The sequence below is a fragment of the Pseudoalteromonas sp. MT33b genome, assembly GCF_014117385.1.
Taxonomy (GTDB): Bacteria; Pseudomonadota; Gammaproteobacteria; order Enterobacterales; family Alteromonadaceae; genus Pseudoalteromonas; species Pseudoalteromonas lipolytica.
Genome location: NZ_CP059831.1, coordinates 1,972,475 through 1,987,945, shown reverse-complemented (window position 1 = coordinate 1,987,945; position 15,471 = coordinate 1,972,475). Strand labels below are relative to the sequence as shown.

At 41.2% G+C, this 15,471-nt stretch carries 14 protein-coding genes; 3 read left to right on the top strand and 11 right to left on the bottom strand.

All coding sequences use genetic code 11. From position 1 onward, the window contains the following. Window positions 1-17 precede the first annotated feature (17 nt). The 11 genes from ttcA to ccoN form a co-directional block, all read right to left on the bottom strand. Window positions 18-923: a tRNA 2-thiocytidine(32) synthetase TtcA gene (gene ttcA / locus H3302_RS09105; protein ID WP_065978506.1), complete on the bottom strand. Its 906-nt coding sequence runs from the start codon at window positions 921-923 to the stop codon at window positions 18-20. 95 nt (window positions 924-1,018) lie between these two features. Then, on the bottom strand, window positions 1,019-1,942 hold the full coding sequence (uspE, locus tag H3302_RS09100) for a universal stress protein UspE (RefSeq protein ID WP_036967857.1): 924 nt from the start codon (window positions 1,940-1,942) through the stop codon (window positions 1,019-1,021). A gap of 103 nt (window positions 1,943-2,045) precedes the next feature. Further along, complete coding sequence (locus tag H3302_RS09095) at window positions 2,046-2,780, bottom strand: FNR family transcription factor (RefSeq protein ID WP_182394981.1); 735 nt, start codon at window positions 2,778-2,780, stop codon at window positions 2,046-2,048. Between the two features lie 38 nt (window positions 2,781-2,818). Continuing rightward, window positions 2,819-3,490: a sulfite exporter TauE/SafE family protein gene (locus H3302_RS09090; RefSeq protein WP_036967863.1), complete on the bottom strand. Its 672-nt coding sequence runs from the start codon at window positions 3,488-3,490 to the stop codon at window positions 2,819-2,821. Further along, window positions 3,483-3,650: a cbb3-type cytochrome oxidase assembly protein CcoS gene (gene ccoS / locus H3302_RS09085; protein WP_036967866.1), complete on the bottom strand. Its 168-nt coding sequence runs from the start codon at window positions 3,648-3,650 to the stop codon at window positions 3,483-3,485. Before ccoS ends, H3302_RS09090 begins: the two co-directional genes overlap by 8 nt. Then, window positions 3,647-6,022 (bottom strand): heavy metal translocating P-type ATPase, encoded by a 2,376-nt coding sequence (locus tag H3302_RS09080; RefSeq protein ID WP_182394979.1) that lies wholly within the window; start codon window positions 6,020-6,022, stop codon window positions 3,647-3,649. The genes ccoS and H3302_RS09080 overlap by 4 nt, the downstream gene beginning before the upstream one ends. A gap of 9 nt (window positions 6,023-6,031) precedes the next feature. After that, window positions 6,032-6,523: a FixH family protein gene (locus H3302_RS09075; protein ID WP_065978504.1), complete on the bottom strand. Its 492-nt coding sequence runs from the start codon at window positions 6,521-6,523 to the stop codon at window positions 6,032-6,034. Between the two features lie 150 nt (window positions 6,524-6,673). Then, window positions 6,674-7,639, bottom strand: coding sequence for a cytochrome-c oxidase, cbb3-type subunit III (gene ccoP, locus H3302_RS09070; protein ID WP_065978503.1), 966 nt, complete (start codon window positions 7,637-7,639; stop codon window positions 6,674-6,676). Then, window positions 7,636-7,821, bottom strand: coding sequence for a cbb3-type cytochrome c oxidase subunit 3 (locus H3302_RS09065; RefSeq protein ID WP_010373992.1), 186 nt, complete (start codon window positions 7,819-7,821; stop codon window positions 7,636-7,638). Before H3302_RS09065 ends, ccoP begins: the two co-directional genes overlap by 4 nt. Before the next feature lie 5 nt (window positions 7,822-7,826). After that, on the bottom strand, window positions 7,827-8,501 hold the full coding sequence (gene ccoO, locus H3302_RS09060; protein ID WP_182396408.1) for a cytochrome-c oxidase, cbb3-type subunit II: 675 nt from the start codon (window positions 8,499-8,501) through the stop codon (window positions 7,827-7,829). A gap of 12 nt (window positions 8,502-8,513) precedes the next feature. Continuing rightward, window positions 8,514-9,947, bottom strand: a complete 1,434-nt coding sequence (ccoN, locus tag H3302_RS09055) for a cytochrome-c oxidase, cbb3-type subunit I (protein ID WP_036967883.1) — start codon at window positions 9,945-9,947, stop codon at window positions 8,514-8,516. A gap of 475 nt (window positions 9,948-10,422) precedes the next feature. Between ccoN and H3302_RS09050 the strand changes: the two genes are divergently transcribed. The 3 genes from H3302_RS09050 (at window position 10,423) to H3302_RS09040 (ending at window position 15,468) form a co-directional block, all read left to right on the top strand. Continuing rightward, window positions 10,423-10,713, top strand: a complete 291-nt coding sequence (locus tag H3302_RS09050) for a hypothetical protein (protein ID WP_220469612.1) — start codon at window positions 10,423-10,425, stop codon at window positions 10,711-10,713. A 576-nt stretch (window positions 10,714-11,289) separates the two neighbouring features. Beyond that, window positions 11,290-13,992 (top strand): TonB-dependent receptor, encoded by a 2,703-nt coding sequence (locus H3302_RS09045; RefSeq protein WP_182394975.1) that lies wholly within the window; start codon window positions 11,290-11,292, stop codon window positions 13,990-13,992. Between the two features lie 108 nt (window positions 13,993-14,100). Further along, entirely contained in the window at window positions 14,101-15,468 is a 1,368-nt protein-coding gene (locus H3302_RS09040) for a hypothetical protein (protein WP_036967889.1), read from the top strand. Window positions 15,469-15,471: the final 3 nt, after the last annotated feature.

Below are 15,471 nucleotides of genomic sequence, written 5' to 3'. Positions count from 1 at the left end.
AATGTTTTTTTAAACCATTAGCTTAGGTTAATTGTCACAACGTCACTAATGTGTTCGTCATCAAGCGCAGGCTGTTTTGGGATATCTGGCTTATCAAGGGCGATATCGCCACCATCAATTACATCACCTGTTTGCAGGTCTTTAAAATTGAATAAGTCTTTATCAGCTAAGTGCGACGGCACGACGTTTTGCATTGCCGTGAAAATGCTTTCAATACGACCCGGATGCTGTTTATTCCACTCAGCAAGCATGGCTTTTGTGTGTTTACGCTGCAAGTTTTCCTGAGAGCCACATAAGTTACATGGAATAATAGGGAATTCCATACGCTCTGCGTATTTTTCGATATCGACTTCTTTACAATATGCCAGTGGGCGAATCACCATATGCTCGCCGTTATCGCTCATTAATTTAGCGGGCATACTTTTTAATTTACCGCCGTAGAACATATTTAAGAACAACGTCTCTATCATATCATCGCGGTGGTGACCAAGGGCAATTTTAGTCGCGCCCATTTCTTTCGCTGTACGGTATAAAATACCGCGACGAAGGCGTGAGCACAGTGAACAGGTTGTTTTACCTTCAGGAATAATATCGGTAACAATGCTGTAGGTGTCTTCTTCAACTATTTTGTATTCAATACCGAGTTTATCTAAGTATTCGGGTAAAACGTGCTCAGGAAACCCTGGTTGCTTTTGGTCTAAGTTAATCGCGAACAAATCAAACTTAACCGGTGCGACACGTTGTAGATGCTGTAATGTATCTAATAGGGTGTAGCTGTCTTTGCCGCCTGATAAACAGACCATGATACGATCGCCATCTTCGATCATATTAAAGTCCATAACGGCTTGGCCGGTTAATCGACGTAAGCGTTTTTGTAACTTATTAAAGTTATATTGCGCTTTAGCTTCTGCTGAGTGAGACACTACGCCCCCTTATAAATACATGGGTAAAATAAAGGGGCGTATTATATTTGAAGCGCGGGTAAACAACAATTATTTGTTTCCCGCAACGATGAGAATTATTTTGCTAAAGGGCTCACGTAGCCATCTGGTTTTAGAGCCAATACGTCGCAATCTAGGCTATCAATTACATGCTCAGCTGTATTACCAACCAATGCAGCACTTAAACCGGTGCGGCCTACAGTGCCAATAACCACAAGCTCGCTGTTAAGTTTTGCAGCAACATCAGGGATCACATCTTCAGGAAGGCCTTCTTCAATGTGGCATTGTGCTTCATCAATTTGAAAACTTTTTGCTAGTTCTAAGGTTGATTCAAAATGATGCTTTTTAACCGATTCGTTGTATACACCCGGGTTAAACTCAGGAATTTCGATAGCAATATTTACCGGTGTAGCAGGGTAGGCATTCACTAAATTAAGCTGCGCATTAGCAAGGTCACAAATAAAGCGTGCATCATTGATAATACGTTTGTTCAGCGCAAGGTGTTGCTCATTTTCACTGACTGCATTCACTGCTGCGAGTATGTTGCCATGTGCAGGCCACTCTTTTTCTTTAACCAATAACACCGGTGCAGGGCACTTACGAATGAGGTGCCAATCAGTCGGTGTAAAAATCACTGATTTAAGGGTGTCATGCTGATGTGTGCCTTTAACCACAAGATCATAACCGTCATTGATCACCGTATTAATAATGGCTTCGTAAGGGCGATTGTGCCAAACAACACAACTATCAATTGATAATTCAGGGTAAAGGGCGATTTGTTCATTTAACCAGACTTGACGGTCTTTGATGACAGCTTCGCGCATGGCTTCACGCTCATCAGATGAAAGCATTGTGGTCATTTCGTAGGAGAAGTCATAAATACTAAGAAAAGCAGTGATGGTTGCGCCTGACTTTTTGGCTAGGTCAATTGAGCGGCTTAAACTATGCTGCTGTTCCTTGGTGGGATCTATTACTGCTAAAATTCGTTTTATTGCGTCCATATGCTGCTCCTTAACTGTTCTGCAAAAAGGTATACCTTTGAGTGTAACCTAAATTCTGAGCAGTTAAAGGGGCAAGCAATAGAAAGTTGCGCTATATCAAACTCTATTTACATTTAATCGCGGCTGTTGAAGCAAGCGCCTGTTGATCTAAAATGGTAATAAATTTACCTTCAACTTTGATAGTGTCGGCTTTTTGAAAGCGGCTTAGTAGGCGGCTAATTGTCTCGACGGTTAAACCAAGATAATTACCTATTTCGCCACGAGTCATTGTAAGACGGAACTCTTTACGCGAGAAACCACGCTCACCAAATCGTTCTGCAAGGTTGTAAATAAAGCTGGCTAAACGCTCTTCTGCTGATTTCTTATTAAGCAGTAACAACATTTCTTGGTCGTAATTAATTTCGTTACTCATCAAGCGCATAATTTGTTGGCGTAACTTTGGTAGTTTACCTGCCAATTCATCTAATGTATCGAATGGAATTTCGCATACCATTGATGTTTCAAGCGCTTGCGAAAAACTTTGATGAGACATTTTATTGATAGCATCAAAGCCAACGAGATCACCGGCTAAATGAAAGCCTGTGATTTGCTCATCACCTTGCTCCGAAAGCGTATAAGACTTAAATGAACCTGAGCGAACTGCATAAATTGCATTTAGCTTTTCACCCGACTCAAATAAAAAGTCGCCTTTGTGAAGAGGCTTTTTACGCTCGATAATCTCATCAAGACGATCCATTTCTTGGCCGTTAAGCGAAAATGGTAAACACAGCTGACTAATACTGCAATTATTACAGCTAATAGTGCATAAGCCTTTTGACTTGTTTTGTGAAAAGTCCATACATCAAATCCATTCTAATAAGTTAACAACTCGTAAGGTTAATGAACGAGCCTGTCAGTTGCTATAATTAATAAGTATACACCGTACCATATTATTACGCTTCCTAGAATAACCCTAGTCCAAACATGGTTTAAAAAAACGTTTATTTTTTGACTCGCGAGGCCAACACTGACCATCGCTGGAAATGTGCCTAGGGCAAAAAATAGCATAACCCCTGCACCATGAAGCGCAGAAGGGCTCGTCAGGGCCCATGTCAGTGCAGAGTAAACTAATCCACACGGCAGCCAACCCCAAAGCGCACCATAAAGCAGGGCTTTAGGGGTTGTATTAACCGGCAATAAATAGCGATTTAATTTTGCTAAATGTTGCCACACGAGCGTTTTCCCAAGTTTTTCTAACCACTGTAATGTGGCAGCCAAACGCATAATATAGATGCCTACAAGTAGCATAAAAATGCCACTCAAAAATGATAAAGCGAGGGCGATACTGGTGTTCTGTGCTGCAAAGCGACTGCTGATACCCGCGACTAAAGCACCCGCTAACATATAACTCAGCGCGCGCCCTACATTGTAGGCAACAGAAAAGCTCACAGCACGATTTTTGTCGGCGGCAAGCTGTAAGCTACTTGCAATGCCACCACACATCGCTAAGCAATGGCCACTGCCAAGTAACCCCATAACAAATGCACTAATGAAAAGGGGATCAATCATTACTTTTGTTGTGCTGCTCTTTGTCATCTTCAAACAGGATACTGTGGCCCTGTTTATTTAAATCTGAGAATTGTTCACTTTTTACAGCCCAAAAAAATACACCAATAGCGATTATTACAAACAAAATCGCAATCGGGATTAACATGTAAATGATACTCATAGTTTTAATAACCTTAATGAGTTGGTAATAACCAAAATGGAGCTTGCAGACATGCCAATAACAGCCATCCAAGGCGCAACGAGCCCCAATGCTGCTAAAGGTAAAATCGAACCATTGTAAATAAGTGATAACGCCAAGTTTTGTTTCACAATTCTGCGCGTTTTTTTCGAGACGCTAAGCAGATGCTCAATGGCGCTTAAATCACTATTGAGTAATACCACATCAGCACTGTTTTTGGAAATATCTGCCCCAGTTTCCATCGCAATTGATAAGTGTGCACTTGCAAAAACTGGACTGTCATTAACGCCGTCTCCAACCATAGCAACCACAGCACCTTTACTTGCAAGGGCATCAACATGCGTTTGCTTATCTTGTGGGCTGCAGCCAGCGTGAACAGTGTCGAGATTTAGTTGTTTAGCCAATCGCTCCCCACTGTTTGAGGCATCCCCAGTTAACATATGGCACTTTATGTGTTGCGCATGAAGGTTTTTAATGAGTTTATCGGCATTATTACGCAAACTATCCGATAGGTAGAAGCGTGCAACAATCTGTTTGTTTGCATATAAAGTGGCTTGGGCGTCTGCTTTATCGGTTTCAAACCAGCCACTTTTACCAATCGCAAAGTGCTCATTATTAAGGTTAGCAATGATACCTTTGCCTGGTTCAATAGTGACATTTTCGAACGGATTGACGCTATTGTTAAACCCTGCAAAGGCATTGGCAATCGGGTGCTCGGAAAAGCTCTCTAGCTGAGCAGCAAGAGTTAATGCTTCAGCTTCTGAGTACGTATTATCTATTAACTCAATGCGCTCAATTGTAAAACGACCTTGTGTGAGTGTGCCTGTTTTATCAAAGGCGATATCACTTAGTTGAGGGAGTGTCTCTAAGACGTGGGCTTGTTTTATTAATATACCGCGTTTAGTTAAGCTTGCCACGGCGCAAGTGAGTGCCGTAGGAATCGCTAAGCTGAGCGCACACGGGCAGGTTGCAACCAATACAGAAATGGTGATCCAAAATGCATGTTCAGGATCAACTTGATACCAGCCAATAGCGGTGATTGAGGCAAAAAGCAATAAGCATGCGACAAACCATTGTGCCACTTTATCCGTTATCTCAACAAGTCGTGGACGCTTAGTTAAGGCTGTATGTTGCAATTTTATAATTTGATTAATAAGGGTGTTTTGGCCAATTTTATTAATCTCAATGCTGATCACGCCATCGTGGTTAATGGTGCCAGCAAATACTTGATGATTAACAAACTTATTAACGGGTTGATGCTCGCCTGTCATCATCGCTTCATCGACCGTTGTTTTACCTTTAATAACTATCCCGTCAGCAGGGATTGTTTCACCAGCTTTTATAAGCACCACGTCGCCCAGTTTGAGTTTTTTAGCGGCAATGATTGATTCTTGATGGGTGTTATCAATAATGCGTGCGGTAAGCGGGAGTAGTTTTTGTAGGTTTGCTGTGAATTCGCTGGCTTTTAATCGTGCTCTGAACTCTAAATACTTACCCAACAATAATAGAAAGGTAAACATACAGATTGATTCAAAATACACTTCGCCAACCGACATTATGGTTGCATAACAACTTGCGCCATACGCGCCAAAAATAGCCAAAGAGACGGGTAAGTCCATATTCAGCTGTTTTGCTCTTAATCCATTAATTGCATTCGTTAAGAAGGGTAATGCACTGTAAAGAATAACCGGCGAAGCAAGTACGAGGCTTATCCAGCGAAAGTATTGTTCAAAGTTTTCTTCCATGCCAGAAAACATGCCAAAGTACATTGCAAAAGCAAACATCATTACCTGCATAGTCATCAGGCCGGCGACACCTAAGCGGCGAATATAGGCCTTTGCAGCTTGTTGCTTTTGGCTGGCTTCTAAGTCGGCTTGAAAGGGGTAGGCTTTGTAACCTATTTCATGTAATGCAGTAATTATTTTACTCAGTGGGGTGACTGATTTATCCCACTGGATCATGGCACGATTTGTTGAGGTATTTACATCTACGCGTCTGATGGCTGACAAATTAAGTAGCTGCTTTTCAATAAGCCAAGCACAGGCGGCACAGGTAATACCTTCAACGGTGAGTAAAACCTCAGATAACTCATGGGAGGTGGCAATAAACTCATCTTGAATATCTTCGTTATCGTAACTTTTTATAAGCTCTAATTGCTCTGGAACAAGTTGTTCAACTTTCCCAGAGCGAACAGTTCTAAACTTATAGTAATCGGTCATGCCTTGGGCAACGATATTCTCGGCCACTGTTTGGCAGCCAATACAACACATAGGCTGTGCCTTCCCATCTATTACGACAGTTGCATTAAAGCCTTTTGGCACACTTTCAAGACAATGAAAGCAATTATCAGACATGAGCGTTAACTACTTATATTCAGGGCTAATCGAAATTGTTTTAGCTGTTGGAAGAATAATATCTTCTTTTAGTTTCCAACTGTTATCGACAGGTTCAATAAATACGGTATACGCACCATCAACATGAGCATCGAGCAGGGCTGTAAAGTCACCATGAGCATTTTTCATCAAGCTTACATCAAAGTCGTTAGCTTTAATGGTGCGATGATAAAATGACATTTTTAAAGAATGAACATTACTGGCATCACCTTTAGTAAAAACAAACGTGACTTTGTCATCAGTAACGTTTAAATCACCATGTAAATAAAGCGCTTTGGCTTTATTAAATTTACTAAGCTCTAAATTGATTGCTTTTCCTTTTTTATAATAATCATCAACAACCATGTCAGGTCCGTTGCCTATTGCCATATAAATAAGACCCGCACAACCGATGATAGCGGCAAGTGGAAAAGAGATTAAAAACCATGGCCAGAAATTTTTATACCAAGGAGTGGGATTCATAGTACTTACTACCTCAAAAAACGTTATACGCATTTTATCGGATCTAAAAGCAAAAGACTAAAAAAAAGCCTCCAGATGGAGGCTTTTTTGATCTTAATTAATCTATTGAATTAAAAGATTAATTGTATATACATTTTATTAACCGCGCGGTTATTTTTCTTGTGACAGACTGTAAACGTACGCTGTTAAAAGGTGTACTTTGTCTTCACCAAGAATGTCTTTCCATGCTGGCATCACACCTGCACGACCATTTCTCAGTGTTTCTTCAACAGCACGTTTAGAACCACCGTATAACCAGATATTGTCGGTTAGGTTAGGCGCACCAAACGGTAAGTTGTGAGCAACCGAACCTTTGCCGTCAGCACCGTGACATGCAGCACACATTGCAAATTTAGCTGCACCAGCTTCAGCGTCTTTTTGGTTAACTGTACGACCCGAAAGGCTAAGTACGTGAGCAGTCATTTCTTTAATGCCTTGCTCGCCAAGTGCATCACCCCAAGGTGGCATTGCTGCAACACGGCCGTAAAGAAGCGTTTCTTTAATTTTGTCTGGTGAACCACCGTATAACCAATCGTTATCCGTTAGGTTAGGGAAGCCTTGACCACCACGCGCATCTGAACCATGGCATTGAGCACAGTTTTGAGAGAATAAACGTTGACCAATCTCAAGCGCTTTTTCATCTTTTACAAGTGATTCAATGTCTTGTTTCGCGAACGACTCAAAGATAGGGCCAAAACGCTCATCTGCTGCAATAAACTCTTGGTCTAATTGAACGTTTACACCATTGGCTAACGCTTCTTCAGTAGCCTTTTTAGACTCTTCTAAAGACGTAATACCTTGGTTTGAACTTGTCCATTTACCTAAACCTTCCCAGTTACCTAAACCCGGGTAAGCCGCTAAGTAATAAACTGACCAAACGAATGTTGCAAAGAACATGTAAGTCCACCATTTTGGCAGTGGGTTATTCAGCTCTTCAATGCCATCAAATTCGTGACCACAGCTTTCGCCTTCTTTAACACCTGTGTAGTTTTTTAAGTTCCACAGAAGTAGGCCGAAGATGATAGCAAGACACGCAAGGGTTAATACAATAACCCATATACTCCAAAAGCTAGTCATTTCTCAGACTCCTTTTCCTCGTTAGAGATTGTGTTGTTGTGTTTTTTTTCATCTTCAAATATGGCATTAGCTGCGTCATCAAAACGACGTTTGCTACGCTTACTATATGCCCATACAACAATCACAATAAACAGTACTAAAATTACCAGAGTTAAAATGCCTCTGTATGTTCCGTAATCCATAATAATTACTTCAAGTGTGTGCCAAGCTGTTGTAAGTAAGCAATTAGAGCTTGCATCTCAGTTGCGCCTTCACCATTGTTCATGGCTTCAATTTTCGCAATGTCAGCTTGTAACTCTTCATCGCTTCCATAACCTTTACCGTCGTAACGGGTGCTTGCTTTATCAATTCCGAAGCTATCACGGAATATTTGAAGCTTTTTAAGAGTATGGGTCGTATCGACTCTGTTTTCGTCTAACCAAGGAAACGCTGGCATATTTGATTCTGGAACCACAGCACGTGGGTCCATTAAATGCGCATAATGCCAATCGTCTGAGTAACGCTCACCAACACGTGCTAGGTCTGGACCAGTACGTTTAGAACCCCATTGGAATGGGTGATCCCATACTGATTCACCAGCAACAGAGTAGTGACCATAACGCTCAACCTCGTCACGGAAAGGGCGAATCATTTGTGAGTGACAGTTGTAACAACCTTCACGTACATAAATATCACGACCTTCCATTTCTAAAGCTGTAAGAGGGCGTAGGCCATCAACAGGCTTAGTCGTATCATCTTGGAACATCAACGGTGTAATTTCTACAAGTGCACCGAAGCTGATCGCAAAGACAGTCAAGATAGCCATAAGGCCAACATTTTTTTCGACTATTTCATGTTTGTTTTGTGAATTATTATTGCTCATCATCCTACTCCGTTATGCTAATTGTGCGTCAGCGTCTAATTGAAGCGAATCTTTCTTCGCAGCAATTGTACGGTAAACGTTGTAAGCCATAATTAGCATGCCCGTTACGATGAATACACCGCCAAGGAAACGCATGATGTAGAACGGATACGATGCTTCTAGTGATTGTACAAAGCTGTACATTAACGTACCGTCTGAGTTTACTGCACGCCACATAAGACCTTGCATTACACCTGAAATCCACATTGCTACGATATATAGAACAACCCCTACAGTGTGTAACCAGAAGTGTGTATTAACCAGTTTAACACTGTACATACGACCCTGAGAGAATAGTGCAGGGATTAAGTGATAAATTGCACCGATTGAAATCATCGCAACCCAACCTAGCGCACCTGAGTGAACGTGACCTACTGTCCAGTCTGTGTAATGTGAAAGTGCATTAACAGACTTAATAGCCATCATTGGACCTTCAAACGTAGACATACCGTAGAAAGACAGTGAAACAACTAAGAAGCGAAGTACTGGGTCAGTACGAAGTTTGTGCCATGCACCTGATAACGTCATGATACCGTTAATCATACCACCCCATGATGGGACGAATAAGATAACTGACATAACCATACCTAAGCTTTGCGTCCAGTCTGGAAGCGCAGTGTAGTGAAGGTGGTGAGGACCTGCCCAGATGTATAAAGAAACAAGCGCCCAGAAGTGAACAACCGATAGACGGTAAGAGTATACAGGGCGACCCGCTTGTTTTGGTACGAAGTAGTACATCATACCTAAGAAACCAGCAGTTAATAAGAAGCCAACAGCGTTATGACCGTACCACCACTGAACCATCGCATCTACTGCACCCGCATAAATAGAGTATGATTTAGTTAGTGACACTGGAATTGCCATGCTGTTTACAATGTGTAATACGGCAACAGTGATAATGAAACCAGCATAGAACCAGTTTGCAACATAAATGTGCGATACTTTACGTTTGATTAGCGTACCAAAGAATACAACGGCGTAGGTTACCCAAACTACCGCGATAAGAATATCAATTGGCCATTCAAGTTCTGCGTATTCTTTTGAGCTCGTGATACCTAACGGTAAGGTAATCGCGGCAAGTACGATAACAAGTTGCCAACCCCAAAAGGTAAAGGCCGCTAGTTTATCTGAGAAAAGACGCGTTTGACACGTACGTTGTACGACGTAATAAGACGTCGCAAAAAGTGCACTTGTACCAAATGCGAAAATTACTGCGTTCGTATGTAACGGACGTAGTCGAGAGTAAGTTAACCATGGTGTATCAAAGTTAAGTGCTGGCCAAGCTAATTGGGCAGCAATCAGAACCCCAACACTCATGCCAACGATGCCCCAAATCACTGTCATAATAGCGAATTGGCGTACAACTTTATAATTGTACTCAGTTTGTGATGCTACTGTTTGGCTCATTTTCTGGCTTCCGCTGCAATTAATGCGTTTTAGAAATGAATTACCCACTTAGTAATAAGTGGGGCCTACTATTACTTCACAAGCGTGTTACCCAAAGCTAGCTGTAGATGATAGCTTCAGAAAACAAACTCGAGAAACCCTTATTTTGCGATGGAAATGATAAAATTTTTGACCTTAAAAAGATAGGTCAATTGCATAAAATTATGACATCAATCAAATTTTCCCGCTTTGTTGGTTATTTTTTGTCAGTCATTGTATTTTTATTAACTTATTCTACTTAGCCTAGTTGTTTTTCATAGACGAGCGGACTAGTATCCGCTTTTATTTTATACAGGTAAGTTGAGTGCGAACTACAATAACCAGCTACATTTTGTTTTTGAGTGTTTTCATAGTTGCTTGTGACAGGCAAAGTATAGATGAGCCACAGACAAGTGCAACGTGCGAAAAAAATACACATTGTCAGTTTGCGAACGGTGTGGAAATTTGGTTGCCCAATTCAGTCATTAGCCCAGAAACTCCCTTTTCAATTAACCTTAAATTACCTCCAAATGCTTATAAAGTTTCGGCAAAACTAGAAGGGGTTACGATGTATATGGGGTATATCCCTTTACAGTTTACCCAAAAAGGCAGTTATTGGTCGGCCCAGACGATGGTAGGAGTGTGCTCCGAACCTGTGATGACTTGGAAAATGACAGTCGTTTTTACCGATGCGCAAAACCGTCAACAGAGTGTTTTTTATTACTTTGACTCTCGCCATGCTGTGTAAATAAGGTTGAGCATTAACAGCCTCCTCATTGCCTTATAATAGGTAATAGCTTTTTACGTTTGCCACTTATGTTGAATAACACGCTCTCACTGCTTTTTTGCATGGAAATTTAATCCGTGTGAACAAAATACAAAAACCATCCTCTAATACCTTGTTTAAAAGCTAACTTTGCCAATTTAGTTATTTTTTGTGAATAACTATGGTTAGCAGACATATTGACCTATTACGGTTTTTATAACGTTGTGTGATCAACTTGTAAAATTTTCATTTAAAGACAAATATCCATCACAGTTACACTTGATTACAAAGTGTGTGTAATTGATTTCAATCGTGTTTTTTTTGTTTTGAACATTTTGTACCTGTTTGTTTTGTATTGGTTTTTTATTGTTAACATTGATACATAGTGAAACCTTATTACCTTAAATGGGTACGTAATTTTTGGGGTGTTTTTTATTTAATCTAACATTCAGTTTTCGTTCAGTTAACTGCGCCTAAGTTGCCCTCCGCTGACTCGTGATTCTAATAATAACGAGCGCTACCTAACTAAAGGTAAATTTCCAACAAGTAGGGTTTCACATGAAAAAATCAATTCTTGGTTTAGCTGTTGTTTCAGCAATCCCAATGTTCTCAAGCATGCAAGTATTAGCTGCTGATAATGCAGCAGAGTCTATTGAAAAAATTCAAGTTACGGGTTCTCGCATTAAGCGTTCAGATATGGAAAACGCAAGCCCAGTAACAATTATCGGCGCAGACGATATTAAAGCGATGGGTGCAACAAGCATCGATAGCGTACTACAAAAAATGACTGCCACTGGCGGTGCGATGACTAACCCAGGTATCAACAATGGTTCTGGTGGTAATGCACGTATCGATTTACGTGGTCTAGGTAGCAGCCGTACATTGGTTCTTGTTAACGGTCGCCGTATGATTGCATCGGGTACTGGTGCAGCTTCTACTGTTGACTTAAACACAATTCCTGTATCAATGATCAAATCAGTTGAAGTGCTTAAAGATGGTGCTTCTGCTGTTTATGGTACTGATGCGGTAGCAGGTGTTGTTAACATCATTCTTAAAGATGATTTTGAAGGCCTAGACATGAACGCAAATACTGCGATCACTGGCGAAGGCGATGCAACAGAAAACTCAGTTGACTTCACTGTTGGTACATCATTCGATAAAGGTAATATCGTAATCGGTATGCAGTACACTGACCGTGGTAAAGCATCTCAAGCTGACCGTAGCTTCTCTGAGTGTCCACTAGCTGAAGGCAGCAATGGTCTTTACTGTACTGGTTCATCTTACAACGAAGGTGGTCACATCTGGAATGGTAACGGTGAGAAAGGTCTAACGGTTAATGCTAAAGGCGAAGATACACCAGTATCTCTTATCGACGACAGCGGTGTAACGGGCCGTGGTGGTGAATATCACCGTTATGGCAATGCTGATGCATATAACTACTCACCAGCAAGCTACCTTTATACGCCAATGGAGCGTTTAAACCTGACTGGTTTAGCGACTTATGAATTATCAGATGATACATCTCTATTCACTGAGTTCACTTACACGAAGCGTTGGTCAGAGCAACAAATGGCACCACAGCCAGTATGGTTTGACTTTGAATACACTGAAAACATGGGTAATTCACTTCTTAGCCAAAGCTATGATCAACGTGTTGATCTAGATGGTGACGGTTACTTAGATAAAAATGCTGATGGCAGCTACGTGACTCAAGAAATGAACTACAAATATGGCGACAAGATCTCTTACGGTCGTCGTATGTCTGACACCGGTGCTCGTTTCTTCGAACAGTCTGTAGATACAGTTCGTGCTGTTGTTGGTGCACAAGGTTTTGTAGGCGACTACTCATGGGATGTATCTGCTAACTTCGGTCGTAACGACTCTGTAGATAAGCTAAGCAACCTTCACAACATGGGTGCTATCCAAGATCAAATCACTGCGGGTACTTTTAACCCATTAGACCAAGCAGCATGGGTATCTGAAGATTTCCGTAAAAATGTTTACACAGAAGTAAACAATGGTGGTAGCCAATTATTCATCCTAGCAGCATCAGTATCTGGTGAAATGTTTGAAATGCCAGCAGGTTATGCTGCATTCGCTGCAGGTGTTGAGCGCCGTCAAGAGAAAGCATGGTACACACCAGACTCTTTAACAGCACAAGGTCTTGCAAATGACCCTATGGTTGAGCCGACAGCAGGCGGTTTTGATGTAAATGAAGCATATATAGAATTTGCATTACCACTACTAGCTGATGCACCATTTGCACAAAATGTTGAACTAAGCGCAGCAATCCGTGCGTTTGATTACAGCACATTCGGTTCAGATGAAACATGGAAACTAGGTTTAACATGGAAAGCAAACGATGAATTAATGCTACGTAGCGTTGTGTCAACTGCGTTCCGTGCACCAACTGTATCAGAGCTTTACTCAGGTAACTCACCATCGTTTGAACAGATCACTTTCCCAGGTGCTCAGGACCAAGCTGAAGTAACTGTTGGTGGTAACTCTCTACTTACTCCAGAAGAAGCTGATACGTTCACTGCTGGTATCGTGTACGAGCCAGAGTGGTTTGAAGGCTTCAGCATGACACTTGATTACTACAAAATTGAAATTGAGAATGCGATTGCGTCAGTTAATGAGCAATACATTGTTGATCAGTGTTTAGCAACGTCTGACAATGCTAATACAGTGCTATGTCAATCAGCGAATATCAGCATGGATAGCACGGGTCGTGTTAAATTCAACAACCAATTACAAAACATTGGTTCTGAGAAGACTTCTGGTATCGACTTAAACCTAACTTACAGCTTTGAAGCTGCAGGTCTTAACTGGAAAGCGGGTCTAGATACTACTTACCTAGACGAGTACGTTGTAACAGTACTTGATGATACGACTGATTACGCGGGTCTTATCACTTCTGGTTCTGGTGGCTACGCTGATATCAAGTCTAACTTTACATTATCAGCACGTGGCGAAAGCTGGGATGCAACATACAAGGCACGTTATATCGCAGGAATGGATAGCTACCTATGTAAAAGTGATCCATCAAGCTGTTTAGCACCTACAACACCATCAGTTGTTTATCATGACATCAGTGGTTCATACTTACTATCTGATACAGTGACTCTATCTGCAGGTGTTAATAACTTGTTCGATAAAGAGCCACCTTACTACACAGGTAACAATGACTCAAACACTGACCCGTACACATACGATGTACTAGGTCGTCGTTTCCACGCTGGTGTGAACGTTAAGTTCTAATCTAGTTTGAAATGATTATTAAGGCCCGGTTTTTACTGGGCCTTTTTTATTGTCTGAAAAGCTATCTCGGCGTAAACTTACAGTGTAAAAGTAAACAACGAGGTGATATTGCTTAAACAAGACGAAAACCTATCTTTTATTATCGAACCTGAGCTAAGTCCCCGCGCAGAACAGCGTCTCGATCTGTATTTTTCTATTCCAAATGAAATGAGTGTCAACCCGCAAACACTCAGTGAAGAAGCGTACTTCAACAACCACTTTAAGTCGCACCTAGCTTATAATGCGAACAATATTCACTTGCCACTGGTGCGAAGTCGGTTTGTGAGTAAAAACAAAGGTGAGCAACAAGATTATCGGCAAAACCTAAATTTATATTGTTATCAGGTTCGTCTAGCACTCAATGCAGATATTAAAGACACCCTAAAACATAACGAAGCTGACGAGTTTTACCCTGCGGCGATGGAGTTGTGTGAGCAAACTGAAGGGTTACTAAAAAAACTACGTCGTTATACCCCAGATGATGAAAAGTTGCTGCCATTTTATAAAAATGCCGATAACTATTTAAGCTGGCATGTTGAACAATCATTTTTAAAGTTATTAGACGAAGGGCCGCGCAGTAGCGATTTTGCAAAAGAGCGTGGTGAGTTGCTCGATTTCTGTAAAGCAGAAAACAGCTACCGAGAAGAACAAGAGTATAATTCGCAATCAACCCTTGAAGATGCAAACCGCATTACAAATAAAATGCGTTTATTACAACGCTTAATTGAGCATGGCGTTATCTTAAATCGCACCACACGGCATCTTAATAGTTATCTAAAGCGAATGGTTAAAGGCACTGTCACTGCCGTTATAATGGCTTTTGTGATGCTGGTTGTACTTAATGCACGCTCAACCTTTACTGAAGTGACAGCGACATTAATTTTGATTTTAGGGGTGATCTACGGGCTGCGTGAAATATTTAAAGAAGATATAACACGTGTTATTTGGCGTGCCATTGTGAGAGGCAGGCCGAAATGGCGTTTTCAGTTTAAGAACAGTATTACAAAAGACAGGATCGCCAGTCAGTACATTTGGCTCGAATACACCTCGTTCAAGCGGATCCCAAAAAAAGTGCGTCAGATATTTTCTAAGCGTCGCCATCAAAATAAACAAGCAGCACAATGGTTACACTTTGCCAGTGAAACACACGTCAATGCAAAAGAGTTTTTGCCCGGGTATGATACGTTGCAACAAACTGTTAGCTTTAGTTTAGCGCCGTTTGCGCGTTACTTAAAACGTGGTGAGGGAAAACTCTATCATCTCGACAGTAATAAAATATCAAAGCAGGCTGTTGAGAGGCGTTACCAATTAAATTTGGTGTTAGTTTTTTCAGAAAATGAGCACGAAACTAGGTATGAACGCTACAAAATTACGTTAAATCGCAGCAAAATTATTAATATAGAGCTGATCCACAGTCAATTAGATAAGAGTGAGTAGGGT

What these genes read in the sequence shown, in the direction of transcription:
- ccoS (WP_036967866.1), bottom strand. Translation starts at nt 3,650, where the DNA reads ATGAGTATCATTTACATGTTAATCCCGATTGCGATTTTGTTTGTAATA.
- H3302_RS09075 (WP_065978504.1), bottom strand. Translation starts at nt 6,523, where the DNA reads ATGAATCCCACTCCTTGGTATAAAAATTTCTGGCCATGGTTTTTAATC.
- H3302_RS09065 (WP_010373992.1), bottom strand. Translation starts at nt 7,821, where the DNA reads ATGGATTACGGAACATACAGAGGCATTTTAACTCTGGTAATTTTAGTA.
- H3302_RS09080 (WP_182394979.1), bottom strand. Translation starts at nt 6,022, where the DNA reads ATGTCTGATAATTGCTTTCATTGTCTTGAAAGTGTGCCAAAAGGCTTT.
- ccoO (WP_182396408.1), bottom strand. Translation starts at nt 8,501, where the DNA reads ATGAGCAATAATAATTCACAAAACAAACATGAAATAGTCGAAAAAAAT.
- H3302_RS09045 (WP_182394975.1), top strand. Translation starts at nt 11,290, where the DNA reads ATGAAAAAATCAATTCTTGGTTTAGCTGTTGTTTCAGCAATCCCAATG.
- ccoN (WP_036967883.1), bottom strand. Translation starts at nt 9,947, where the DNA reads ATGAGCCAAACAGTAGCATCACAAACTGAGTACAATTATAAAGTTGTA.
- uspE (WP_036967857.1), bottom strand. Translation starts at nt 1,942, where the DNA reads ATGGACGCAATAAAACGAATTTTAGCAGTAATAGATCCCACCAAGGAA.
- H3302_RS09090 (WP_036967863.1), bottom strand. Translation starts at nt 3,490, where the DNA reads ATGATTGATCCCCTTTTCATTAGTGCATTTGTTATGGGGTTACTTGGC.
- ccoP (WP_065978503.1), bottom strand. Translation starts at nt 7,639, where the DNA reads ATGACTAGCTTTTGGAGTATATGGGTTATTGTATTAACCCTTGCGTGT.
- H3302_RS09095 (WP_182394981.1), bottom strand. Translation starts at nt 2,780, where the DNA reads ATGGACTTTTCACAAAACAAGTCAAAAGGCTTATGCACTATTAGCTGT.